We start from the raw sequence: 22,910 nt of genomic DNA, 5'->3' as shown, positions 1-22,910 counted from the left end.
GGTGTGGGGGGCTCGGGGAGGGGGCGTGGGGGGCTTTGTGGTGGGGGGTTAGGAGTCCAGTTCGCCTTTGGCTTCGAGGCGGAGCAAGGCCTTGGAGAGGACGTGGGCGGTGAGGGTGATCTGCCATTCGCGGGCGCCGAGTTCGCGTAGGCGGGTGGCTATCGGCTCGTCGCCCAGTTCGGGTGGGGGTTCCCAGGTCAGGCGGCGGACGGCGTCGGGCTGGAGGAGGTTCTCCGTGGGCATGTGGTGGGCGTCGGCGAGGGCGGCCACGGCGGTGCGGGCGGCGGCGAGGCGTTTGGCGGCGGCGGGGTCGCGGTCGGCCCAGCGGTTGGCGGGGGGCGGGCCGTCGCCGGGGGCGCTCGGGTGGGGGAGCTGGGTCTCGGGGAGCACGCGGGCCTTGCCGATGGCGCCGAGCCACTCGCGCAGGTGGCGGCGGGCGCTGCGGCCGGTGAAGGGGGCGATGTCGGTGAGCGCCTTGGTGGTGCGCGGCTGCTCCAGGGCGGCCGTCACGATGGCCGAGTCGGGCAGCACCCGGCCGGGCGCGAGGTCGGCCCGGCGGGCCAGCTCGTCGCGCAGCGTCCACAGCTCACGCACCACCGCCAGCCCGCGCAGGGTGCGCACCCGGTGGATGCCGGACGTGCGGCGCCAGGGGTCGGCGCGCGGCGGCGAGGGCGCGGCGGCGAGGATCGCGGCGAACTCCTCGCGGGCCCATTCGAGCTTGCCGTCCGCCTCGAGCTCGGCGTACAGGGCGTCGCGCAGCTCGATCAGCACCTCGACGTCCAGCGCGGCGTACCGCAGCCAGTCCTCCGGCAGCGGCCGGTGCGACCAGTCGGCCGCCGAGTGCCCCTTCTCCAGGCGCAGCCCGAGGACGTTCTCGACCATGGTGCCGAGGCCGACGCGCTCGTACCCGAGCAGCCTCCCGGCCAGCTCGGTGTCGAACAGCCGCCGGGGCACGAAGCCCACCTCGGCGAGGCACGCGAGGTCCTGGGTGGCGGCGTGCAGCACCACCTCGGCGCCGGCCACGGCGGAGTTCAGCTCGGACAGGTCGGGGCAGGCGATCGGGTCGATGAGCGCCGTGCCGGCGCCCGCCCGGCGCAGCTGCACCAGGTAGGCCCGGCCGCTGTAGCGGTAACCGGACGCGCGTTCGGCGTCGACGGCGACCGGGCCGTCGCCGTCGGCGAACGCCCGGACCACCGCGTCCAGCGCGGCGGGTTCCTCCACGACCGGCGGGATGCCCTCACGGGGCTCCAGCAACGGAACGGCTTCGGATGCGGGGATGGTTTCGTCGGTCACGTCCTGAAGGGCTCCGGATCTTCGCGACGCGCGGGCCGCTGCGGGAGGCTCGCGACGTCGGGTGGCAGCGGCGGGATGCCCGCCGCGAGGCACATCAGGTCGCACCAGGCGGCCACGTGCGCGGACAGGTCCTCCTCGAGCGGGGACCAGGAGGCGCGCAGTTCCAGCTCGGTGGTGACGGGGTCCCCGGCCTTGTTGCCGAATCCCTCGGACACGGCCCGGGTGACGGTGCCGCCCGCGGCGGCGTACCCGGCGCCGTGGGCGTCGAGCGCCTCGGTGAGCCAGCTCCACGCCACCGGGCCGAGCATGGGGTCGGAGGTGATCTCGGGCTCCATGTCGGCGCGCACGTAGGCGACCAGCCGGAACGGGCCGTCCCAGCCGCGCTGGCCCTCGGGGTCGAACAGCATGATCAGACGGCCGATGGCCAGCTCGTCGTCGCCGCGGAGCACCGACGCACCCACCGCCCCCGAGTACGGGGCGAGACGCTGCGGGGCCGGGATGTCCTCCAGCTCGATCTCGGGCCTGACCTGGGTGGGACGCAGGCTCGCCAGCGCCCGCCGGAAAGCGGCGGGGGCCGGTGGCGCGTCACCGATGGTCATGATGGCAGCGTAGGCCGGAGCGGGCGGTGCCGGAAGCAGTGGGGTGCGCGCGGGGTACATAGCCGGTGATCAACCCGCCATCACCGGGGCGCCGTCACGCCCCGCCCGCGCCCGGTGCTCTTCGTGGACGTCACGGCGGGAGTGCCGCCAGGCCTGCCGTTCGGCGGCACGGAGCGCGCGGTGCACGATCACCGTGCGGTGCTCGGAGGAACTCCATATCGCGGTCATCGCGGGCCTTTCATCGGGTCGTCCCCTAACGTCGGGAGCTCGCGAGGACGGCGCGGTGCGTCGCCCGGCGCTCCCCCGCGCGCCTAGTCCGCGAACTCCAGGGCTGGTCCGACGTTGGCACGTCACGGCGACATTTCCCCGCAACGCGCTCGGCGTGTCCCGAAAGTGGTCACCGATTCGGCGCCGCGCGATGATTTGGCGAACATTTGACCCGCCCGCACCATGATCGCGGACCTCGTGTGAGTCGTACTGTACCTCCACCTGGAGATTCGTTGGCCCGGAGCCCTCGGCGCCGGGCCGGGACTTGGTACCACCAAACCCGACAAAGTGTACGCATCCCCATGTCTATTGTCATTAACGGACAAGACCCGAAGTAAATATCTTTTACCGTGCCCTCCTGCCCGGCACACGGCCGCGCGGTGCGCCGACCGCCACCTCCCCGTGGCACCCTTGGAAGGTGCATCCCGACACCGCCGATTCGCCGTTCATCCGCGCCTGCCACAGGCTCCCCGTGCCCCACACGCCGGTGTGGTACATGCGGCAGGCGGGCCGTTCGCTGCCCGAGTACCGCGCCCTGCGCGCCGACGTGCCGATGCTCGAGGCCTGCGCGACACCCGACCTCATCGTGGAGATCACGATGCAGCCGGTCCGGCGGTACGGCGTCGACGCGGCGATCTTCTTCAGCGACATCGTCGTGCCGCTCAAGGCGATCGGCGTGGACCTCGACATCAAGCCCGGCGTCGGCCCGGTGGTGGACACCCCGATCAGGGACGAGGCCGCCCTGCGCGTCCTGCGCCCCCTCACGCCGGACGACGTGCCCTACGTCACCGAGGCCGTCCAGTCCCTGGTCAAGGAGCTCGGCCCCACCCCGCTGATCGGCTTCGCCGGGGCGCCGTTCACCCTGGCGTCCTACCTGATCGAGGGCGGCCCCTCCAAGAACCACGACCACACCAAGGCCATGATGTACGGCGAGCCGGCCCTGTGGCACGCGCTCATGGAGCGCCTCACCGTCATCACCCTGTCCTACCTCCGCCTCCAGGCCGAAGCCGGCGCCTCGGCCCTCCAGCTGTTCGACTCCTGGGTCGGCGCCGTCGCCCCCGCCGACTACCGCGAGTTCGTCCTCCCCTACACCAGCCGCCTGTTCGCCGGCCTCGCCGACCTGAACGTCCCCCGCATCCACTTCGGCGTGGGCACCGGCGAGCTGCTCGGCCTGCTCGGCGAGGCCGGGGCGGACGTCGTCGGCGTCGACTGGCGCGTCCCCCTGGACGAGGCCGCCCGCCGCGTGGGCCCCGGCAAGGCGCTCCAGGGCAACCTGGACCCCGCCGTGCTGCTCGCCCCCTGGGACGTCGCCGAGCGCCGCGCCCGCGACGTCCTCGCCAGGGGCCGCGCGGCCGAGGGGCACGTGTTCAACCTCGGCCACGGCGTGCTGCCCACCACCGACCCCGACCAGCTCGCCCGCCTGACCGGCCTGATCCACGAGACGGCCGTCTGACCGGCGGTCAGTCCGGGTCGGCGGCCCGCCGCTCCTGCGCGGGCTCGGTGTCCCCGGCGCTCTTCGCACCGCCGGTGAGGGGGAGCGCGGGGCCGGCCGGTGCCGGGGTGCGGGCCGGGAGCAGGCGGCGGATCGCCCGGTAGAGCAGCCAGATCAGGGCCACGGGGATCAGCCAGGGCAAGATGGCGCCGAGCACGGTGAGGCCGACCTTGACGGTGCTCACCAGGGCGCGCCAGCCGCTCTTCAGCCCGCTGAGGAAGCCCGCGGGCTCGGGCTTGGGGGGCTGGGCGATCACGGCGGCCGGGCCGACGAGCCGCAGGGTGAGCGTGGCGGCGCTGGTCTGGGAGGCGAGCACCTTCTGGCGGGCCTGCAGGGACTCCAGGTCGGCCTCACGGTCGCCGATCTGCCGTTCGACCTGGAGCACCTCCCCGATGGTCTTCGCCTTGCCGAGCAGCGTCCTGAGCTGCTCCAGGGCGGCCTTGGCGGAGGCCAGGCGGCTCTCCACGTCGGCGACCTGCTCGGTGACGTCCTCGGTGCTCTGGCTCAGGGACTGCCGCTTGCCGAGCTCCTTGCCGAGGCGGTCCAGGACGGACGGGTACGCGGCGGGCGGCACCTTGAAGACCAGCGTCGCGCCGGCCTCGCGGTTGAACGAGGTGGACTCCTCGCGGTCCAGACGGCCCCCCGCCCCGGTGACGATCTGCTTGGCCTTGTCGGCGGCGGCGGCGACGTCGGTGGCCCGGACCGTCATCTCACCGGTGTAGATGATCGCCCGGTCGGTGGGCGCGAGCTTCGGGGAATCTTCCCGCGCCTCGCCCCCGTCCTTGTCCGCCGCGGCGTCCTGTCGTTGCGCACGGCCTCCGGCCGCGTTGCCACCCGCTTCCCCGGCCACCGGCGCCCGCTCCATCGCGGGCGCCGGCGCGTCGGCCGCGCCCCCGCTGTCGAGCGAGGCGGGCGCGCCGGACGCGCCGCCGCTGCAACCGGACAGGACGATGACACCCGCCGCCAGGGCCGCGACCAGCGGCCGGCGGCCTCGTAATCTGCTCATGTCCTGTTGACGGGAACGGAGCGCGCGGGGTTTGGCGCGGCGCGTCACAATGCCGTCACGGTATGCCCGGCGCCGTCCGCGGGGACGCCACGCCCGGCGCCCGGGGGAGCGCCCGCCGGGGTAACGTCTGGGGATATGGACGGGACTCGGCGGCATGTCGTGGTCGTGGGCGGGGGCATCTCCGGGCTGGCCGCGGCGTGGCACATCGGTAACGGCGACCACGGCGGCGACGACGTCCGGGTGACCGTGCTGGACGGCGCGCCCCAGGTGGGCGGCAAGCTCCGCGTCTCGCAGATCGCGGGCCTGCCCGTGGACGAGGGCGCCGAGGCCATGATCGCCCGCCGCCCCGAGGGCCGGGAGCTGGCCCGCATGGCCGGCCTCGGCGACGACCTCGTGCATCCCGCCAAGATCCCCGCGTCCGTGCTGAGCCGGGGGGCGCTGCGTCCCCTGCCCGCGGGCCAGGTCATGGGCGTGCCGTCCGACCTCGCGGCGCTCGCCCGCTCGGGTGTGCTGTCCCCGGCGGGCCTGGCCCGGGTGCCGCTCGACCTCGTGCTCCCCGCCACGCTGATCACCTCGGACGTCTCGGTGGCGGCCTACATCCGCGCCCGGGTGGGCGGCGAGGTCGTCGAGCGGCTGGTGGAGCCGCTGCTCGGGGGGGTGTACGCGGGCCGCGCCGACCTGCTCTCCCTGGACGCCACGCTGCCGCACATCGCCACCGCGGCCCGCACCGAGCGTTCGCTGCTGCGCGCCGCCCGCGCCATCGCGGCCGAGGCGCCCGCCGGCGCCGGGCCGGTGTTCACCACCGTGCGCGGCGGCATGGGCCGCCTGCCCGAGGCGGTCGCGTCCTCCTCGGGCGCCGAGGTGCGCACGGGCGTGATGGCGCGTGAGCTGTCCCGCACCCCGCAGGGCTGGCGTCTGGTGGCCGGTCCGGCGCCCGACCCCGAGACCATCGAGGCGGACGCCGTGGTCGTGGCGCTGCCCGCGCCCGCCGCGGCCAGGCTGCTCTCCGCCGAGGTGCCGAAGGCCGCCGCCGAGTTGTCCCGCGTCGAGTACGCCAGCATGGCGATCGTGACCCTGGCCTATCCCTGGCAGGCGTTCCCCGAGCCGCCGTCCGGCAGCGGCTACCTCGTGCCGCCGGTCGAGGGCCGCCCGGTCAAGGCGGTCACCTTCAGCTCGGCCAAGTGGCCCCACCTGGCCGAGGCCGATCCCGGGGTGTTCGTGCTGCGCTGCTCGATCGGCAGGCTCGGGGAAGAGTTCATCCTCCAGCGCGACGACGACGAGCTGGTGGCGCTGGCGATGGCCGAGATGGCCGAGATCACCGGCGTGCGCGGCCTGCCGCTGGAGAGCCGGGTCACCCGCTGGGGCGGCGCCCTGCCGCAGTACGACGTCGGCCACCTCGACCGCGTGGCCCGGGTCCGCGCCGCCGTGGCCGTCCAGCCCGGCCTCGCCGTCTGCGGCGCCGCCTACGACGGCGTCGGCATCCCCGCCTGCGTCTCCACCGCCCGCACCGCCGCGACGGCCGTCCTGGCCCATCTGCGCGAGCTCGGCGGGCGCCACGAGGACCACGCGGCCAGCCGCTGACCGAGGGCCGGGTCCGGCGGCCACCGCGCCGCTTGCGGGGCGGTCCGCCTGGGTGGTGCGATTGACTGGCACCCGCCGGTCGGGGCGGTGACGTGGGGCGGTTGGATGGGTGTGGACGACAAGCGGAGGGGTGAGCGGTGACGGAGGGCCGAGAGGTGACCGAGGGCGAAGTTCAGGGCGCGGCGGCCGAGGTGAGGGCGCGGCCCAAGGCGCGGGACCTCAACCAGGTCATCCGGTACACCATGTGGTCGGTGTTCCGGGTGCGCGACGCGCTTCCCGCCGACCGGGAGTCGGTGATCGGCGAGGTCGAGGACGTCCTGTCGCAGGCGGCGGAGAAGGACGTGGTGACCCGGGGCGCGTACGAGGTGGCCGGCTTCCGCGCCGACGCCGACTACATGTTCTGGTGGCACGCCCCGGCGCCGGAGGACCTGCAGGAGGTGTACGGCCGCTTCCGGCGCACCGCGCTCGGCCGGGCGGGGGAGCCGGTCTGGTCGGTCATGGCGATCCACCGGCCCGCCGAGTTCAACAAGTCCCACATCCCGGCGTTCCTGGCCGACGAGGAGCCCCGCGGGTACGTCAGCGTCTACCCGTTCGTGCGCTCCCTGGAGTGGTACCTGCTGGACGACGCCGAGCGGCGGGCCATGCTCGCCGAGCACGGCAAGCTCGCCCGCGACTACCCCGACGTGCGGGCCAACACGGTGGCGTCGTTCGCCCTGAACGACTTCGAGTGGATCCTCGCCTTCGAGGCCGACGAGCTCCACCGCATCGTCGACCTGATGCGCCACCTGCGCGCCTCGGACGCGCGCCGCCACACCCGGGTCGAGATCCCGTTCTACGCGGGCACCCGCAAGCCGCTGCGCGAACTGATCACCGCGCTCCCGTAAGTCTCGCAATATCCCAATAAATCGGGCATAGGTTGACCTATTTCACATGCTTCACTAAAACCGTCACGTCTCTACTTTTCTGGAATAACCTCCGTCGCGCCCCCATGGTTTGCGATACTCGGTGAGATTTCCAGGTCGAGGTGAGGCACGGGGTGAACAGGGGTAGAGGTTTGGCTCGTTCCAAGCATGGGCGGCACCGGCGCAGGGCGCGCCTGTCCGTCCCGCGTATGGCCGCCGGGGTGACCGTGCTGACCACGGCCGTCCTGGCCGCGGGCACGATGGTCCGTCCCGCCGGCGAACCCGCGGTGTCCGAGGCGGCGCCGGCGCGGACCCCCGCGGCGCGTCCCGCCACGCCGCAGGACACCGGCCCGGGGGTGGCCCCCGCGGACGCCGGGCGCGCCAAGGCGGGCAAGAAGCGCAACGACGACACCGCGTCCGGCCCGTCCAAGCACACCGACAGCAACGCGGTGAGCTATTTCAAGAACCGCTGGAACGCCGACAAGTCGGTGAAGCGCATCACCGACATCCGGACCGTCGGGAAGTACCTCCGCATCTACACCGACCTGCCGCCGTCCAAGCGCAATTCCAAGGCGGCCATCGATCTGTGCAAGCGCGGAATGGAATACCTCGTCCAGGAGGTCGGCGACGAGCACCCGGTGGTGTTCGTGCAGGCGGAGTTCGGCCAGAACGGCAACCCGGTGCTCGCCAACATCCTCGGCTCCGGCGACGACTCGTGCCGCTTCACTTCCCCGGCCCCCGGGAAATGACGCGAGGGCTCACTTCTCCGGCCCGCGGCCGGTGGCGGGCGGGCAGGGCGGGAGGCGCGGCGCGACCGGCGGCGGCGGGCCCGGGCGTCGTATCCTCACCCGGGTCTTGCCGCACACCTGGCAGCGCTGCGTGACCACTCGGCCGATGGCCTCGACTGTCTCCCACCTGTGGCGTAGATGCACACGGCCCCCGTACAGGACGATCATGGTACGGAAAGCGGGTGCGGCGCCAGTCGACCTCCTACCCTCTCCGGGGTCGCGCATGCGTCACGGAACACTTTCCGCATCTCACCCCATACATACGGAGAGACGCGGGGTTCGGCTCAGGAGGGGAGCAGGCGCAGCGACACCGAGTTGATGCAGTAGCGGTCGTCGGTCGGCGTCCCGTAGCCCTCGCCGTGGAACACGTGCCCGAGGTGGGAGTCGCAGCGGGCGCAGCGCACCTCGACCCGCGTCATGCCGTTCGAGCGGTCCTCGATGAGGGTCACCGCGTCGGACTCCGACGGCTCGAAGAACGACGGCCAGCCGCAGTGCGAGTCGAACTTCGTCTCCGACCGGAACAGCTCGGCCCCGCAGGCCCGGCAGGCGTACACGCCGACCGTCTTGGTGTCGACGTACTCCCCGGTGAACGCTCGTTCGGTGCCCGCCTTGCGCAGCACCCGGAACTCCTCGGGGGACAGCTCCACGCGCCATTCGGCGTCGCTTTTAACCACCTTCTCCATGGCCCCCAGCCTATGCGGCCCGGGCGGGTTCGTGTCGGTGGCGGGGGGTACCGTCGTTGGCATGCCGTCGCCGTACATCGAGCTGGACGCCGGGGGACGGACCGTCAAGGTCACCAACCCGGACAAGATCTATTTCCCGGCCATCGGGGCGACCAAGCGCGAGCTGGTCGAGTACTACATCGCCGTCGGCGAGGGCGCCCTGCGGGCCCTGCGCGACCGGCCCACCTACCTCAAGCGCCACCCCGACGGCGTGCTCACCGAGGCCATCTACCAGAAGCGCATGCCGCCCAAGCATCCCGACTGGCTCCAGACGGTCACCATCCGCTTCCCGAGCGGCCGCAGCGCCGACGCGCTGCGGGTGACCGAGGTGGCCGCCATCGCCTACTGCGCCAACCTCGCCACCATCGACTTCCACCCCTGGCCCACCCGCTCCGACGACGTCGAGCACCCCGACGAGCTGCGCATCGACATCGACCCGCAGCCCGGCACCGGCTTCGACCAGGCCCGCGAGGTGGCCTTCGCCGTGCGCGACCTGCTCGGCGAGCTCGGCCTGCGCGGCTTCCCCAAGACCTCCGGCAACCGCGGCATCCACATCAACGTCCGCATCGAGCGCGAGTGGACCTTCACCGAGGTCCGATACGCCGCCATCGCGTTCGCCCGCGAGGTCGAGCGCCGCGTCCCGCACCTCGCCACCACCGCGTGGTGGAAGGAGGAACGCGGCGAAAAAGTCTTCATCGACTACAACCAGAACGCCCGCGACCGCACCGTCGCCAGCGCCTACTCCGTCCGCGCCCGCCCCGAGGCCCCCGTCTCCACCCCGGTGACCTGGGACGAGCTCCCCACGGTGGACCCCTCCGCGTTCGACATCCGCACCGTCCCCGTCAGGTTCGCCGAGCTCGGGGACCTCCACCGAGAGATCGACGACGAGTCGTTCTCCCTCGCCCCCCTGCTCGACCTCTACTCCGAAGACGGCCGCGGCGACCTGCCGTACCCCCCCAACTACCCGAAGATGCCCGGCGAGCCCAAGCGCGTCCAGCCCAGCAAGGCCCGCCCCGAGGACTAACCGAACAAGATGTCGGCCAGGGTGCGGTAGTCGGTCGTGGGGTCGGCGTCGGGGGCGTGCAGGATCTGCACGGCCACGTGGTCGGCGCCGGCGGCGAGATGGGCCCGCACGCCGTGCCTGACGGCCGCGGGCGGGCCGTGCATGACCAGCGCGTCCACCAGGCGGTCGCTGCCGGGGGCGGCGAGGTCGTCGTCGGTGAAGCCGAGCCTGCGCAGGTTGGCGGTGTAGTTGCGCAGGCCGAGGTAGAGGCGCAGCGTGCGCCGGGCCAGCTCGCGGGCCGCGACGGGGTCCTCCGACAGCACCACCTTCTGCTCGGGGGCGAGCAGCGGGCCGTGGCCGAGGATCTCGCGGGCCCGGCGGGTGTGCTCGGGCGTCGTCAGGTACGGATGGGCCCCGGCGCTGCGCTCCCCGGCGAGCCGCATCACCTTCGGCCCGAGGGCGGCGAGCATGCGCCGGTCGCGCGGCACGCCGGACTCGTCCAGGACGTCCAGGTAGCGGCGCAGCGCGTCGTACGGCTTGGTGAACTCCTCGGTCGCCTCCGGGTGCCCGGCCCCGACGCCGAGCAGGAAGCGCCCCGGCACGGCCCGCTCGATGCGGTGGAACGACGTGGCGACCGTCCGGGCCTCGGCCGTCCAGATGTTCACGATCCCGGTGGCCACGGTCAGCTTGGAGGTGGCCCCCAGCATCCCCTCGACGACCTCCAGGTCGCCCGAGGGGGACCCGCCGACCCACAGCGCGCCGTAGCCGAGCCGTTCCAGTGACGCGGCGAGGTCGGGAGTGAGCGCGGCCCCGGCCCGCCACACACCGATCTCCCCGAGTGCCGGACTGGTCATCGCCGCCCGTCCTTTCCCAGTACGCGGCCCCCGCGCCGTAACCGCCACCAAGGCCGTTATGTAACCGTTACCGCCGAGCCTGCCATCCACCGCCACCGAGGGCAACGACCCCGCCCGGTGCGGCTACTTGCGATCCCGCCCCATGAGGCCGACCGCCCCGGCCCCCACGTCCGCCTGGAGCGACATGGTGGCCGCGGCGCGGCGGACCGCGCCGACCGGGACGGTGGGCACCAGGCGGTCCAGGAAGCCGTACCTGCGGGCCACCGAGTCGATGTACGCCCCGCTGTGGCCGGCGGCGGCCCGGACCCCGTGCCACCAGTCGGCGATGTCGCCCCAGCCGGGGGCGGCCAGGGAGCCGCCGAACTGCTGGACGGCCAGCGCCGAGCACACTCCGGCGAACGCCAGGCGGTCCGCCAGCGGCCACCCCGACAGCGTGCCGAGGACCAGGCCCGCGCCGAACACGTCGCCCGCCCCGGTGGGGTCCAGCGCGGTCACCCGCAGCGCGGGGACGTACGCCTCCTCGCCGGTGGTCGAGTCGATGGCCATCGCGCCGTTGGCGCCGTCGGTGACCACGGCCAGCGGCACTCGGTCGGCGAGGGTGTACAGGGCCTCGCGGGGGGTGTCGGTCTGGGTGTAGGCCATCGCCTCGACGGCGTTCGGCATGAAGGCGTGGCAGACGGACAGCTGTTCCAGCAGCAGCGGCGACCACGCCTCGGACGGGTCCCAGCCGACGTCGGCGAAGACCAGCGCGCCGTCACGGTGCGCCAGATCGGCCCACGTGGGGGAGTTTCGGTCACCGAGCGGCTCGTCCACCGACAGCGGCGCGATCACGGCGCGGCTGCGCGGGGGGCGGCCGATCATGTCGGTGGCCGTCATCGGCGCGGGGTGGCCGTGGGTGACCATGCTGCGGTCGCGGTCGACGGCCATCGAGACCGTCACGGGGGAGTGCCAGTGCTGGAACCGGCGGGACTGGGACAAATCCACCGATTCCTGGTCGCGCAGGATGCGCCAGTTGAAGTCGGCGTAGTCGTCGTCGCCGAAGGCCGCGGCCATGGAGGTGCGCAGGCCGAGGCGGCTGGAGGCGATGGCCAGGTTGGCGATGCCGCCGGGGCACGAGCCCATGCCGTCCGCCCAGACCTCCGTGCCCGCGGCGGGCATCGCCTGCAGGCCGGTGAAGATGATGTCGAGGAAGACGGTGCCCGCGGTGAACACGTCGAACTCCGGCGCGTCCGGGACGCGCTGATCGGCTAGCGGATCGTAGACCTGGAGAGACACGGGTGACGGGTCCTCACTCCGACGGTACGACTCTGGGCACTCTCGCATGTTCCGGTCGTCCATATCAAGTGGTCACAGGGGGTGAGTGCTCGAATCTGCTCGGTTGTGCGCGCATGTGACTGCTACGATCCATTCGTGCTCCAGCACCTCCGGCATGCCGAGATAACGCGGCGGGTGCGCCGCGCGGGCGCGACCAGCGTGCGCGATCTGGCCGCCCAGTTGGGGGTCAGCCCTTCCACCATCCGGCGCGATCTCGAGCTCCTCGGCAGGGACGGCACGCTCACCCGGGTGCGCGGCGGCGCCCTCGCCGGCACCGACGCGGACGTGGACCGGCCGTTCGCCGAAGTGGTGGGCGTCGACGAGCACGACAAGGAGGCGGTGGCGGCCCGCGCGGCCGCCATGGTCGAGGACGGCGAGGTGCTGCTGCTCGACATCGGCACCACGACCGTGCGCCTCGCCCGCCACCTGGCCGGGCGGCGGGTCACCGTGGTGACCTCCAGCCTCGCCGTGCTCGACGTGCTGCGCGACGACCCCGCGGTGGAGCTCCTGCTGCTCGGCGGCATGCTGCGCCGCTCGTACCACTCGCTGGTCGGCGTGCTGACCGAGGAGGCGCTGCGCCAGGTGTGCGCCGACCGGCTCTTCCTCGGCGCGGGCGGCGTGCGCCCGGACGGCCAGGTGACCGACACCACCGCCGCCGAGGTCCCGCTGAAGCGCGCCATGATCGCCGCCGCCCGGCAGGCGGTGCTGCTGGTCGACCGCAACAAGTTCCCCGGCACCGGCGCGCTGCGCGTCTGCGGTCCCGAGGAGCTCGACATGCTCGTCACCAACGACGGGGCCGACCCGGCGACCCTGGCCGCGGTCGCCGCGGCAGGCGTCCGGGTGGAGGCGGCGTGACCATGCCCGGCGCGGCGCGCGGCGCGGGACGTGAGGCGAGACCGGGCCGCGGCGGGGCCCGGGAAGGGGGGCGGCCGTGCGGCTGACCATTCTCGGCGGCGGCGGGTTCCGCGTGCCCCTGGTGTACGGCGCCCTGCTGCGGGGCACCTCCGCGCCGATCGACGAGGTGGTGCTGTACGACGTCTCCGCCGAGCGGCTGACCGCCGTGGGGCACGTGCTGGAGCAGCTCGCCGCGGGGCACCGCAGGCCGCCCCGGGTGCGGGTGTCCACCGACCTGGACGAGGCGCTGCGCGACGCGGCGTTCGTGTTCTCGGCGATCCGGGTCGGCGGGCTGCGCGGCCGTACCGCCGACGAGCGGGTCGCGCTGCAGCAGGGGCTGCTCGGCCAGGAGACCGTCGGCCCCGGCGGCATCGCCTACGGGCTGCGCACCGTCCCGGTGACGCTGCGGATGGCCGTGCGGATCGCCGCGGTGGCCCCCCGGGCCTGGGTGATCAACTTCACCAATCCCGCGGGCATGATCACCGAGGCGATGCGCCGCGTCCTCGGCGACCGCGTGATCGGCATCTGCGACTCGCCGGTGGGCCTGATCCGCCGCGCGGCGCACGCCCTCGGCCTCGACCCCACCCGGGTGGCCCCCGACTACGTGGGGCTCAACCACCTCGGCTGGCTGCGCGGCCTCACCTACGACGGCCGCGACGTCCTGCCCGACCTCCTCGCCGACGACACCGCGCTGAAAGGGGTGGAGGAGGCCCGGCTGTTCGGCGCCGCCTGGGTGCGCTCGCTCGGCGCGCTGCCCAACGAGTACCTGTACTACTACGACTTCACCCGCGAGGCCGTGGCCGCGATCGTCGGCGCGGCCGAGACCCGGGGCGAGGCGCTGCTGCGGCAGCAGGAGCGGTTCTACGCGACCGTGCGCCGCGAGCCGTCCCGCGCGCTGGGGGAGTGGCGGCGCACCCGCCGCGAGCGCGACGCGTCGTACATGGCCGAGACCCGGGACGGCGCGCGGGCCGGGGAACGCGACCAGGCCGACCTGGAGGCGGACGGCTACGAGGGGGTGGCCCTGGCGCTGATGGCCGCGCTCGGCCGCGGCGGCGCCCCTACCACCATGATCCTCAACGTGCGCAACGGCACCGCCGTCCCCGGCCTCCCGCCGGACGCCGTCGTCGAGGTGCCCTGCGTGGTGGACGCTGGCGGCGTGCGCCCGCTGGCCACCCGCCCGCTGCCCGGCCGGTTCCTCGGCCTCATCCAGCAGGTCAAGGCCGCCGAGCAGCTCACCATCGAGGCCGCCGTCACCGGCTCGGCCGACCTCGCGCTGCACGCCTTCGCCACCCACCCGCTGGTCGACTCGGTCTCCACCGCCCGCCACCTGCTGGACGACTACCGCGCCCGCCTCCCCGCCCTGGCGACCCTCCTGCCCACCCGCCACTAGCCGCACACGCCGACGCGCCGCCCCCCGTGTGCTGGGGGGCGGCGCGTCGGGTGTGTCTCAGACGGCGACCGGCTCGGGCTCCGCCCCGGTCCTGGCGCGCAGGATGATCGCGGCGGTGAGTGCCAGGCCGAGGAAGATGAGGGCCCCGACGACGCCGACCACGTTGAGCCCGGTGGTGAAGGCGGCGCGGGCCGCGTCGAGCAGACCCGGCGTGCCGCTGGCCGCCGCGACGGCGGAGGTCAGGCTGCTCCTGGCCGCTTCGGGCGCCCCGGCCGGCAGGTCGAGCACCGAGCGGTACACCAGCGCGGCGAGGCTCCCGAGGGTCGCGATGCCGAGCGCGACGCCGAACTCGCCGCTTGTCTCGCCGATCGACGCCGCCGAGCCGGCCTTCTCCGGCGGCGCGGAGGCGAGCATCAGGTTCATGGTGAGCGCCATCGGGAACGAGATCCCGGCCGAGGCCAGCACCAGCCCGGCCACCAGCAGCGGCGCGTCGCCGGGGTCGACCCGGGCGACGATCGCCAGGCCGATCCCGGACAGGGTGAGCCCGAGCGCGGTGACGGTGGACGCGGGCAGCTTCCGTGCCAGGGCCGGGGCCGCCATCGAGCCGAGGACCATCGCGATGTTCTGCGGGATGAGCCGCACCCCGGTCTCCAGGGGCGACAGCCCCGCGACGTCCTGCAGGTACAGGCTGGACAGCAGCGACAGACCGGCCATCACGACCCCGCCGAGGAGCATGATGCCGAGGGCGACGCTGAAGACGCGGTCGCCGAACAGGCGCAGGTCCAGCAGCGGTGCCGGCAGGGTGCGCTGGCGCCGGACGAACACCGTGGCGACCGCGAGCCCGGCGACGACCGCGGCCAGCGGGACCGGGTCCAGGCCGTCGCGGGCGAGGGCCTTCAGGCCGTAGATGACGGGGAGGATCGCGGCGAGCGACAGGGCCACGCTGATCAGGTCGATCGGGTGCTCCGGCCTGGCGGGCCGGTACTCGGGCAGCAGGACCGGCCCCGCGACCAGCAGCAGCACCATGAACGGCACGCCCAGCAGGAACGCCGACCCCCACCAGAAGTGTTCGAGCAGCAGGCCGCCGACGAGCGGCCCGAGGGTCATGCCGCCCATGAAGCAACTGAACCAGACACCGATCGCGACGCCCATCCGCTTGGGGTCGGGGAACATGTTGCGGATCAGGGCCATCGTGGACGGCATCAGCGTGGCCCCGGCGACACCGAGCAGGGCCCGCGCCGCGATGAGCAGCCCGGCGCTGGTGGCGAACGCCGCGACGACCGACGCGACACCGAACGCGGCGGCACCGATCAGCAGCAGCCGCCGGCGTCCGATCCGGTCGCCGAGCGCCCCCATGGTGACCAGGAACCCGGCGAGCATGAAGGAGTAGATGTCGAGGATCCACAGCTGCTCGGTGGGGCCCGCGTGCAGGTCGGCGCTGAGCCGGGGGACGGCGACGAACAGGACGGAGGTGTCCAGCGCGATCAGCGACGTGGGCAGCGCGAGGACGGCCAGGCCGACCCAGGGATTCGTCCTCACACTCCGGCGGCGGCCGGCGGCGGTGTCTGCGGTGTACATCGGGGGACCCCTTCCGGGGAGATGCGGTCGGTGGGGGGTGGCCTCTGCCGGGCTCTCGGTCGTCGGATCCCGGTTGCCGGGCTCTCGGTCGCAGGGCCTTCGGGGGCGCGGCCGGCCCTGGTGCTCGGCAGGGCCGGCCGCGAGGTGCCGCCTGCGGCGGCGGGGGATCAGGCGAGGGCGGCGGTGAGCCACTCGCCCCAGGCCTGCTCGGCGGCGGCCTGGTCGACGTCGGCGAAGACGTGGTGACCGGTCATGATCATCCCGCCGCCGCCCACGAACCGCAGCAGCGCGTCGCCCGTGCGCACCCCGAGGAAGCCCGGCTCCACGACGGTGTCCACCACGCCGGTGACCTGCCGTCCGTCGAAGGTGTAGCGCACCTCGTCGCCCTCCCGGATGTCCTTGCTGAGCCCGAGCGCGGCGACGACCGCGGCCCACGCGGTGTCCTGGTCGGGCTGGTGCGGCCCGAACGCGGCGACCGGCACGGCGGTGCGGCCGGGGAAGTGCTTGAGGTACAGCGCGAGGCTCCGCAGGTAGAGCGGGTTGCCCTTGCGCAGCGCGTCGTACTGGTCCTCCCAGTCGCCGGTCAGGATGCCGCTGTGCACGAGGCGCAGGGCGGTGGCGGAGCCCTCGCGGGCCTCGATGAGGTACTCGAACGCCATGAACGCGCCGTCCTCCGCGGGCTCGCCGCGGTAGGCGAAGCGGTGGTTGGGCTCCCAGACCGTGACCGTCGACTTGGCGGTGAAGCCGGGCATCGTCATGCTGCCGGCGCCGCCCTCACGGGGCTCGACCTCGTTGCGCCCCATGAACCACGAGTCGATGCCGGGCCCGGTGGCGATGGCTTCCCAGACCTGCTCGGGGGTGGCGTCGAGCTCGATGTCATGGGTCAGCTCGAATTCGTGCGACATTTCAAGACTCCTCGTTCTGTGCGCCGGCGGCGTTGTCCGCCCGCGATGTGATGCTCGGGTGAATGGCGATGATGACCCGGTGGTCACGGCCACCGGGCGCGTTCTCGTCGTGGTAGCGGCTCACCAGGCCGGTGACCGCCGCGGTCAGCTCCCGTGCGAAGGCCGCACGATCGGCCGCCGAGGCGAACCGCACGGTGCCGTCGAGCGCGAACGTCGCGAGCGGCTTCCCGGCCCGCGAGGCCCCGGTGACGAGCTGCCCGACCTCCTTGACCAGCCGCGCCGCGACGGCGAGCAGCCACCGCGCCGAAAGCCGGTCAGGAGACCGCTCAGGATCGGGTTCCACCGCCGCCAGCGCGGTCGGCGAGATCACGAACGAGGCCGCGGTGGCCCGCAGCACCCGCTCGGTGACATTCCCCTTGCGCCGCTCCTCGACAAGCTCGACAAGCCCATGCGACTCAAGGGTTTTGAGGTGATAGTTCACCTTCTGCCGCGGCAGCCCGACCACGCCCGCAAGGCTGGTAGCCGAATGCGGCTGCACAAGCAGCCCCAACAGCCGCGCCCGAGTCGGATCCAGCGCCACCTCCGCGGCCCCGGCCTCCTCAATGACTCCCACTTCGAACATGCCCTCACGCTACCCACCGACAGCTATAACTGTCAAGACAAAAAAACTTGTCGGTCCAAAGAGGGCCCAGACCTGGGGATTCCAGGGACGTGATGACGGCTCCGGGGCCGTGACGAGGGCTCCCGGCCGTGATGAGGGCTCCCGGCCGTGATGAGAGCTCGAGAGGGCGTGTGGGGGCTCCGGGGGATGCGCTGCGGACTACGCGCGCACGCCCCCACCCGCTCTACTGGGTGTTCGCTCTTCCGGCGCCGATACGGCGGGACGTAGTCCGGTGAAATCGGCGCCGCCGTATGGCGGGCAACCCGCGTGTCTGCGGGCGCCGGTGGGAATGGTCCTTGCTTTAGGCGCGCTTCGCGCGGAAAGGCGCAAGGGCTGTTCTCCTGCGGGGGACACCCCCGCACCCCCGAGCCTGCCGGGCTCATCCTTCCCACCGCGACGTGTGCAGGCGGGTCGGTGTCCCGCCGTACGGCGGCGCCGGATTCGGCGTACCACTTCCCGCCGACCCGGCGCCGTTGAATACGAACCCCGACGAGGCGGCTGGGCTTCGGGGTGCGGTCGTACACCACATTCGTGGACGTGACCCGTCGGGACGGTCTGCGCCGGGAGAGCGATGAGCCCGGCAGGTTCGGGGGGTGCGGGGGCCCCGCAGGGGAACAGCCCTTGCGCCTTCGCGCGAAGCGCGTTCACCGCAAGGGCCGTTTCCGTGCGAAGTGCGCTCACCGCAAGGGCCGTTTCCGCCGGCGCTCCCACGCACGCGGGTTACCCCGCCGACTTCGCCGTACCGGCGCCGGTAGACCGACCGGGGGGTGTTTTCGCTCGGTCGTTCCGCCGGGGGTGGGGTCAGGCTGCTTTGGAGAGGAAGTTCAGGGCGGTGGCGAGGGGGCGTAGGGGGATGCCGTGGTGGTGTAGCAGGGTGACTGCGTGGTTGGAGCCGTCGGCGAGGAGGCCGCGGAGGAGGTCTTCGCCGGTTATTTGGGGGGTGTGGTGGTGGTTGGCGGCTACCTCGATCACTTTGCGGGCTCGGGGGGTTAGGGGCAGGTCGCCGGGGGGGCCGGAGAGGGTCAGGCGGAGGGGGCGGGTGGGGGAGCGGTGGAGGTGCCAGCGGGTGGGGTCGTCCAGGGGGATGACGGTGGACATGCGGTGGCGTACCCGGGTCAGGTCGATGCCGAGGGTGGCGAGGAGGTCGTGGTCGGTGGGGGAGAGGATCTCGGGGCGGATCGCGTCGGGGGAGAGGGAGAAGGCGTCCAGGGGGTGTTCGAAGGGGCGGGTCTCGGCGAGGGCCAGGAGGATCACGTCCTCGTCGAGGGTGCGGCGGCCGGCGTCCAGGCTCAGGAGGGCGGCGCGGGCCATGGCGTGGCGGGCGGCGGGGGTGTAGCGCCGGAGCATGTTCACGGTCGGGTCTCCTGAGTCTCCGCTGGGGGATCGACGACGCGGTGGGCGTGTTTGCGGTGCGCCGACTGGCGCCGGACGCCCAGGGCGGCGGCGATCTCCTCCCAGGACCATCCCTGGGCGCGCGCGGCGCTGACGTGGACGGCCTCCAGCTCTTCGAGCAGACGGCGCAGCGCGGCCACCGCGGCCAGGCCCACCGCGGGATCCTGGCCGTCGGCGGCCTCGGCGAGTTGCGATGCCGTGTTCATGTTTGTCAGCATAAGCTGACGGAGGCCATCCTGTCAGCATGAGCTGACAATCAGCGGGCGAGAATGTCGTCCAGGTTGTAGTCGACCGGGCTCTCCAGCTGCGCGTACGTGCAGGACTCCGGCGTGCGGTCGGTCCGGTACCGCCGGAACTGCGCGGTGTGCCGGAACCGGTTGCCCTCCATGTGGTCGTAGGCGACCTCGATCACCAGCTCGGGGCGCAGCGGGATGAACGACAGGTCCTTGGTGGCGTTCCAGCGCGAGACGGCGCCCGGCATGCGCTGGGCGGTCCCCATGGTCTGGGTCATCCAGCCCGCCCAGGGGTGCTCGGCCAGGTCGTCCAGCAGGTACGGCTTGAGCTCCTCGACCAGCTCGGCGCGCCGCTTCATCGGGAAGGACGCCGAGACGCCCACGTGGTGCAGCACGCCCTCGGTGTCGTACAGGCCGAGCAGCAGCGAGCCGACGATCGGGCCTGTCTTGTGCTCGCGGTACCCGGCCACCACGACGTCGGCGGTGCGCTCGTGCTTCACCTTGAACATCGTGCGCTTGTCGGGCTCGTACGGCTTGTCGCGGGGCTTGACGATGATGCCGTCCAGCCCGGCGCCCTCGAACATCTCGAACCACTCGCCGGCCCGCTCGCCGGAGTCGGTGACCGGCGTGAGGCGCACCCGGTCCCCGGCGCCGGCCAGCACGTCCACGAGCCGGGCGCGGCGTTCGCCGAACGACGTCGTCATGAGGTCGAGGTCCCCCGCGGCGAGCAGGTCGAAGGCGATGAACGACGCGGGCGTCTGCTCGGCGAGCAGCCGCACCCGGGAGGCCGCCGGGTGGATGCGCTGCTGCAGGGTGTCGAAGTCCAGCACCTGGCCCTTGCGCACCACGATCTCGCCGTCCACCACGCAGCGCTCGGGCAGCTCGCGCCGGACCGCCTCGACCAGCTCGGGGAAGTACCGGGTGAACGGCCGCTCGTTGCGGCTGCCGAGGTACACCTCGTCGCCGTCGCGGAACACGATGCAGCGGAACCCGTCCCACTTGGGCTCGTACAGCAGGTTCCCGTCCTGCGCGGGCATCGCCTTGATCGGCTTGGCCAGCATCGGCGGCACCGGCGGCCGGACGGGAAGGTTCATCTCGGGCGGCGGCTCCAGCGGAGCGGACGGGCTCATGAGGGCTCCCGGGTGTACTTGCAGAACAGGAAACCGTCCTCTTCCAGGACGTGCGCGAGGGTCATCGGGGTGTGCGACGGCGGGCCGTCGAGGATGCGGGCCGCGTCGCCGCCGGTCAGCACCGGGCTGATGGTGAGGCACAGCTCGTCCACCACCCCGGCCGCCGCCATCTGGGCGTTGATCCGCGGGCCGCCCTCGCACAGCACCCGCCCGAGGCCGCGCCGCGCGAGCTCGGCCAGGGCTAGCGCCATGTCGACGCCGGTGTCACCCGCCACGACGACGTCGGCGTGTTCGGCGGCGCGCTTCCTGGCGTCCTCGGGGGCGTCCGCGGTGGTGATCACGATGGTCCGGGCCGCGGCCTCGGTGAACAGGGGGGCGGTCAGGTCGAGGTCCAGCCGCCTGGTGATGACCGCGACCGGCGGCGCGGGGGGCCGTCCCTCGCGCAGCGCCGCCCAGGAGGCGCGCGGCCGTGCCGGGCCGTACCCCTCGGCGCGTACGGTCGCGGCGCCGGCCACCACCACGTCGGCCAGGCCGCGCAGCACGCCGAAGATCTGCCGGTCGCCCTTGCTGGACAACCCCTCGGACAGCCCGCCGAGCCAGGCGCCGCCGTCGGCGCCCGCCACCATGTTGAGCCGCAGCCACTGGTCGCGCGGGTACGCGTAGGCAGCGGCGAGGTCCACCTCGCCCGCCGGGCCGGGAAGGATGCGTCGCACGCCCTCTACCTTGGCACAGGCGCACCGGGAGCCCCAGCCGGGGGAGTGCGTGGGTTCAGGAACGTGCCGTGGAGCGCAGGATCCGCATGGAACGGTTGGTCACCGTCAGCGTGGCGTCCGGCTCGAAGGCACGCTCGGCGGGACGTGCGGGCCACGACTCGTTCTCCGCGGTGTCGAGGACGGGGTGCCATCCGGGCGCGAAGCCGGCGCCGGGCAGCGTGTAGGTGATGTTCTCGTGGTGGGCGTTGATCAGCAGCAGGAACGAGTCGTCGACGATCCGCTCGCCGCGCGGCCCAGGCTCGCTGATCGCCTCGCCGTTGAGGAACACCGCCATCGCCTTGCCGAACCCGCTGTGCCAGTCGCTGGAGGTCATCTCTTTGCCGGACGGCGTCAGCCACACGATGTCGCGCACGTCGCCCTCGGGCATGCTGCCCTGGAAGAACCGGCGCCGCCGGAACACCGGGTGCTCGCCGCGGAACCGCGCGAGCCCCTGGACGAACGACAGCAGGTCGCCCTCGGGCTTCAGCAGCGACCAGTCGACCCAGGACACCTCGTTGTCCTGGCAGTAGGCGTTGTTGTTGCCGCCCTGGGTGCGGCCGATCTCGTCGCCGTGCAGCAGCATCGGCACGCCTTGCGACACGTACAGCGTGGTGAGGAAGTTGCGGCGCTGGCGGCGGCGCAGCCCGACGATCGCCGGGTCCTCCACCGGGCCCTCGGCACCGCAGTTCCACGAGCGGTTGTCGTCGGTGCCGTCGCGGTTGTCCTCGGCGTTGGCCTCGTTGTGCTTGCGGTCGTAGGACACCAGGTCGGTGAGGGGGAAGCCGTCGTGGCAGGTCACGAAGTTGATGGACGCGACCGGGCGGCGCCCGCTGGTGGCGTAGAGGTCGGAGGAGCCGGCGAGGCGGGAGGCGAACTCCGGCAGCGCCGACGGGCCGCCGCGCCAGAAGTCGCGCACGCTGTCGCGGTACTTGCCGTTCCACTCGGTCCACAGCGGCGGGAAGTTGCCCACTTGGTACCCGCCGGGCCCGACGTCCCACGGCTCGGCGATCAGCTTGACCTGGGAGATCACCGGGTCCTGCTGGATGAGGTCGAAGAACGCCGACAGCCGGTCGACGTCGTGCAGCTCGCGGGCCAGCGCGGCGGCGAGGTCGAACCTGAAGCCGTCCACGTGCATCTCCAGCACCCAGTAGCGCAGCGAGTCCATGATGAGCTGCAGGGCGTGCGGGGAGCGGACGTTGAGGGAGTTGCCGCAGCCGGTGTAGTCGAGCAGCAGGTGGCGGTCGGCGTCCAGCAGCCGGTAGTACGCGGCGTTGTCGATGCCGCGGTAGGCCAGCGTGGGGCCCATGTGGTCGCCCTCGGCGGTGTGGTTGTAGACCACGTCGAGGATCACCTCGATGCCCGCCTCGTGCAGCGTGCGGACCATGGACTTGAACTCCAGCACCTGCTCGCCGCGCTGGCCGGAGCTTGAGTAGGCGTTGTGCGGGGCCAGGAACGCGATCGTGTTGTAGCCCCAGTAGTTGGTCAGCCCCCGGGCCACCATCGCGTGCTCGGGCACGAACTGGTGCACCGGCATCAGCTCCACCGCGGTCACGCCGAGGCCGAGCAGGTGGTCGACGACCGCCGGGTGGGCCAGGCCCGCGTAGGTGCCGCGCTGGTGTTCCGGCACCTGCGGGTGGCGCATGGTCAGCCCGCGCACGTGCGCCTCGTAGATCACGGTCTGGTGGTACGGCGTGCGGGGCGAGCGGTCGTCGCCCCAGTCGAAGAAGGGGTTGACCACGACGTTCTTCGGCATGAACGACGCGCTGTCGGCAGGGTTGTGCCGTCCCGGGTCGGTGATCATGTACGAGAACAGCGACCGGTCCCAGGCGACCTCGCCCTCCACGGCCTTGGTGTAGGGGTCGAGCAGCAGCTTGGTGGGGTCGCAGCGGTGGCCGCGCGCCGGGTCGTACGGCCCGTGCACGCGGTAGCCGTACCGCTGGCCGGGCAGGACGCCGGGGAGGTAGCCGTGCCAGACGAAGCCGTCGACCTCGGGCAGGTCGATGCGGGTCTCGGCGCCGGCGTCGTCGAAGAGGCAGAGCTCGACCCGCTCGGCGACCTCGGAGAAGAGCGCGAAGCTCGTCCCCCTGCCGTCCCAGGTGGCGCCCAGGGGATACGGCTCTCCGGGCCATACCTCACGCATTTAGCCTCATCGTG

General features: G+C 73.0%; 22 protein-coding genes. 7 read left to right on the top strand and 15 right to left on the bottom strand.

Annotated elements, in window-relative coordinates:
• Nucleotides 1-48: 48 nt before the first annotated feature.
• From ACFP1K_RS33125 to ACFP1K_RS33115, 3 genes are all read right to left on the bottom strand, one after another.
• Nucleotides 49-1,293, bottom strand: coding sequence for an HRDC domain-containing protein (locus ACFP1K_RS33125; RefSeq protein WP_380760836.1), 1,245 nt, complete (start codon nt 1,291-1,293; stop codon nt 49-51).
• A complete protein-coding gene (locus ACFP1K_RS33120; protein WP_380760834.1) occupies nt 1,290-1,892 on the bottom strand; it encodes a DUF3000 domain-containing protein in 603 nt (200 codons plus the stop codon). Before ACFP1K_RS33120 ends, ACFP1K_RS33125 begins: the two co-directional genes overlap by 4 nt.
• A 69-nt stretch (nt 1,893-1,961) precedes the next feature.
• Nucleotides 1,962-2,120 carry a hypothetical protein gene (locus ACFP1K_RS33115; RefSeq protein ID WP_380760832.1) on the bottom strand — a complete coding sequence of 53 codons (159 nt, stop codon included), beginning with the start codon at nt 2,118-2,120 and terminating at the stop codon, nt 1,962-1,964.
• A 457-nt stretch (nt 2,121-2,577) separates the two neighbouring features.
• On the opposite strand from ACFP1K_RS33115, the gene hemE reads away from it, so the two are divergent.
• Nucleotides 2,578-3,612: a uroporphyrinogen decarboxylase gene (gene hemE, locus ACFP1K_RS33110; RefSeq protein ID WP_380760830.1), complete on the top strand. Its 1,035-nt coding sequence runs from the start codon at nt 2,578-2,580 to the stop codon at nt 3,610-3,612.
• Nucleotides 3,613-3,619: 7 nt separating this feature from the next.
• On the opposite strand, the gene ACFP1K_RS33105 is transcribed toward hemE, so the two are convergent.
• On the bottom strand, nt 3,620-4,657 hold the full coding sequence (locus ACFP1K_RS33105; protein WP_380760828.1) for a DUF4349 domain-containing protein: 1,038 nt from the start codon (nt 4,655-4,657) through the stop codon (nt 3,620-3,622).
• 135 nt (nt 4,658-4,792) lie between these two features.
• Between ACFP1K_RS33105 and hemG the strand changes: the two genes are divergently transcribed.
• From hemG to ACFP1K_RS33090, 3 genes are all read left to right on the top strand, one after another.
• A complete protein-coding gene (hemG, locus tag ACFP1K_RS33100; RefSeq protein WP_380760826.1) occupies nt 4,793-6,238 on the top strand; it encodes a protoporphyrinogen oxidase in 1,446 nt (481 codons plus the stop codon).
• 191 nt (nt 6,239-6,429) lie between these two features.
• Nucleotides 6,430-7,122: a hydrogen peroxide-dependent heme synthase gene (gene hemQ / locus ACFP1K_RS33095; protein ID WP_380760840.1), complete on the top strand. Its 693-nt coding sequence runs from the start codon at nt 6,430-6,432 to the stop codon at nt 7,120-7,122.
• 170 nt (nt 7,123-7,292) lie between these two features.
• Nucleotides 7,293-7,889 carry a hypothetical protein gene (locus tag ACFP1K_RS33090; RefSeq protein WP_380760824.1) on the top strand — a complete coding sequence of 199 codons (597 nt, stop codon included), beginning with the start codon at nt 7,293-7,295 and terminating at the stop codon, nt 7,887-7,889.
• A 323-nt stretch (nt 7,890-8,212) separates the two neighbouring features.
• On the opposite strand, the gene msrB is transcribed toward ACFP1K_RS33090, so the two are convergent.
• The gene (msrB, locus tag ACFP1K_RS33085) at nt 8,213-8,611 is read right to left on the bottom strand and encodes a peptide-methionine (R)-S-oxide reductase MsrB (protein WP_380760822.1); all 399 of its coding nucleotides are present in this window, start codon (nt 8,609-8,611) and stop codon (nt 8,213-8,215) included.
• Between the two features lie 61 nt (nt 8,612-8,672).
• Here msrB and ligD point away from each other — a divergent pair, with 61 nt between their 5' ends.
• Nucleotides 8,673-9,674 carry a non-homologous end-joining DNA ligase gene (gene ligD, locus ACFP1K_RS33080; RefSeq protein ID WP_380760819.1) on the top strand — a complete coding sequence of 334 codons (1,002 nt, stop codon included), beginning with the start codon at nt 8,673-8,675 and terminating at the stop codon, nt 9,672-9,674.
• On the opposite strand, the gene ACFP1K_RS33075 is transcribed toward ligD, so the two are convergent.
• Both ACFP1K_RS33075 and ACFP1K_RS33070 read right to left on the bottom strand, forming a co-directional pair.
• Nucleotides 9,671-10,507 (bottom strand): LLM class F420-dependent oxidoreductase, encoded by an 837-nt coding sequence (locus tag ACFP1K_RS33075; RefSeq protein WP_380760817.1) that lies wholly within the window; start codon nt 10,505-10,507, stop codon nt 9,671-9,673. The two genes, ligD and ACFP1K_RS33075, sit on opposite strands and share 4 nt — an antisense overlap.
• A gap of 123 nt (nt 10,508-10,630) precedes the next feature.
• Nucleotides 10,631-11,782 (bottom strand): carbohydrate kinase family protein, encoded by a 1,152-nt coding sequence (locus ACFP1K_RS33070; protein ID WP_380760815.1) that lies wholly within the window; start codon nt 11,780-11,782, stop codon nt 10,631-10,633.
• Nucleotides 11,783-11,917: 135 nt separating this feature from the next.
• Between ACFP1K_RS33070 and ACFP1K_RS33065 the strand changes: the two genes are divergently transcribed.
• Both ACFP1K_RS33065 and ACFP1K_RS33060 read left to right on the top strand, forming a co-directional pair.
• On the top strand, nt 11,918-12,676 hold the full coding sequence (locus ACFP1K_RS33065; RefSeq protein WP_380760813.1) for a DeoR/GlpR family DNA-binding transcription regulator: 759 nt from the start codon (nt 11,918-11,920) through the stop codon (nt 12,674-12,676).
• A 76-nt stretch (nt 12,677-12,752) separates the two neighbouring features.
• Nucleotides 12,753-14,105, top strand: coding sequence for a 6-phospho-beta-glucosidase (locus tag ACFP1K_RS33060; RefSeq protein ID WP_380760811.1), 1,353 nt, complete (start codon nt 12,753-12,755; stop codon nt 14,103-14,105).
• Nucleotides 14,106-14,162: 57 nt separating this feature from the next.
• Here ACFP1K_RS33060 and ACFP1K_RS33055 read toward each other — a convergent pair whose 3' ends face one another.
• The 8 genes from ACFP1K_RS33055 to glgX all read right to left on the bottom strand — a co-directional run bounded on the left by ACFP1K_RS33055 (nt 14,163) and on the right by glgX (nt 22,896).
• On the bottom strand, nt 14,163-15,683 hold the full coding sequence (locus tag ACFP1K_RS33055) for an MFS transporter (RefSeq protein ID WP_380760809.1): 1,521 nt from the start codon (nt 15,681-15,683) through the stop codon (nt 14,163-14,165).
• Nucleotides 15,684-15,850: 167 nt separating this feature from the next.
• Nucleotides 15,851-16,588 (bottom strand): SRPBCC family protein, encoded by a 738-nt coding sequence (locus tag ACFP1K_RS33050; RefSeq protein WP_380760807.1) that lies wholly within the window; start codon nt 16,586-16,588, stop codon nt 15,851-15,853.
• 1 nt (nt 16,589) lies between these two features.
• Entirely contained in the window at nt 16,590-17,210 is a 621-nt protein-coding gene (locus ACFP1K_RS33045) for an ArsR/SmtB family transcription factor (protein ID WP_380760805.1), read from the bottom strand.
• A gap of 840 nt (nt 17,211-18,050) precedes the next feature.
• Nucleotides 18,051-18,602 carry a hypothetical protein gene (locus ACFP1K_RS33040; RefSeq protein WP_380760803.1) on the bottom strand — a complete coding sequence of 184 codons (552 nt, stop codon included), beginning with the start codon at nt 18,600-18,602 and terminating at the stop codon, nt 18,051-18,053.
• Nucleotides 18,599-18,847, bottom strand: coding sequence for a helix-turn-helix domain-containing protein (locus ACFP1K_RS33035; protein WP_380760801.1), 249 nt, complete (start codon nt 18,845-18,847; stop codon nt 18,599-18,601). Before ACFP1K_RS33035 ends, ACFP1K_RS33040 begins: the two co-directional genes overlap by 4 nt.
• Nucleotides 18,848-18,897: 50 nt before the next feature.
• On the bottom strand, nt 18,898-20,004 hold the full coding sequence (locus tag ACFP1K_RS33030) for an ATP-dependent DNA ligase (RefSeq protein WP_449329170.1): 1,107 nt from the start codon (nt 20,002-20,004) through the stop codon (nt 18,898-18,900).
• Entirely contained in the window at nt 20,001-20,717 is a 717-nt protein-coding gene (locus ACFP1K_RS33025; protein WP_380760799.1) for a pyrimidine reductase family protein, read from the bottom strand. The genes ACFP1K_RS33030 and ACFP1K_RS33025 overlap by 4 nt, the downstream gene beginning before the upstream one ends.
• A 55-nt stretch (nt 20,718-20,772) precedes the next feature.
• Nucleotides 20,773-22,896: a glycogen debranching protein GlgX gene (gene glgX / locus ACFP1K_RS33020; protein ID WP_380760797.1), complete on the bottom strand. Its 2,124-nt coding sequence runs from the start codon at nt 22,894-22,896 to the stop codon at nt 20,773-20,775.
• Nucleotides 22,897-22,910: the final 14 nt, after the last annotated feature.

Source organism: Sphaerisporangium aureirubrum (assembly GCF_042658925.1).
Taxonomy (GTDB): domain Bacteria; phylum Actinomycetota; class Actinomycetes; order Streptosporangiales; family Streptosporangiaceae; genus Sphaerisporangium; species Sphaerisporangium aureirubrum.
Note: the sequence above shows the minus strand (reverse complement) of the source record. Positions and strands in the feature narration are given on the sequence as shown.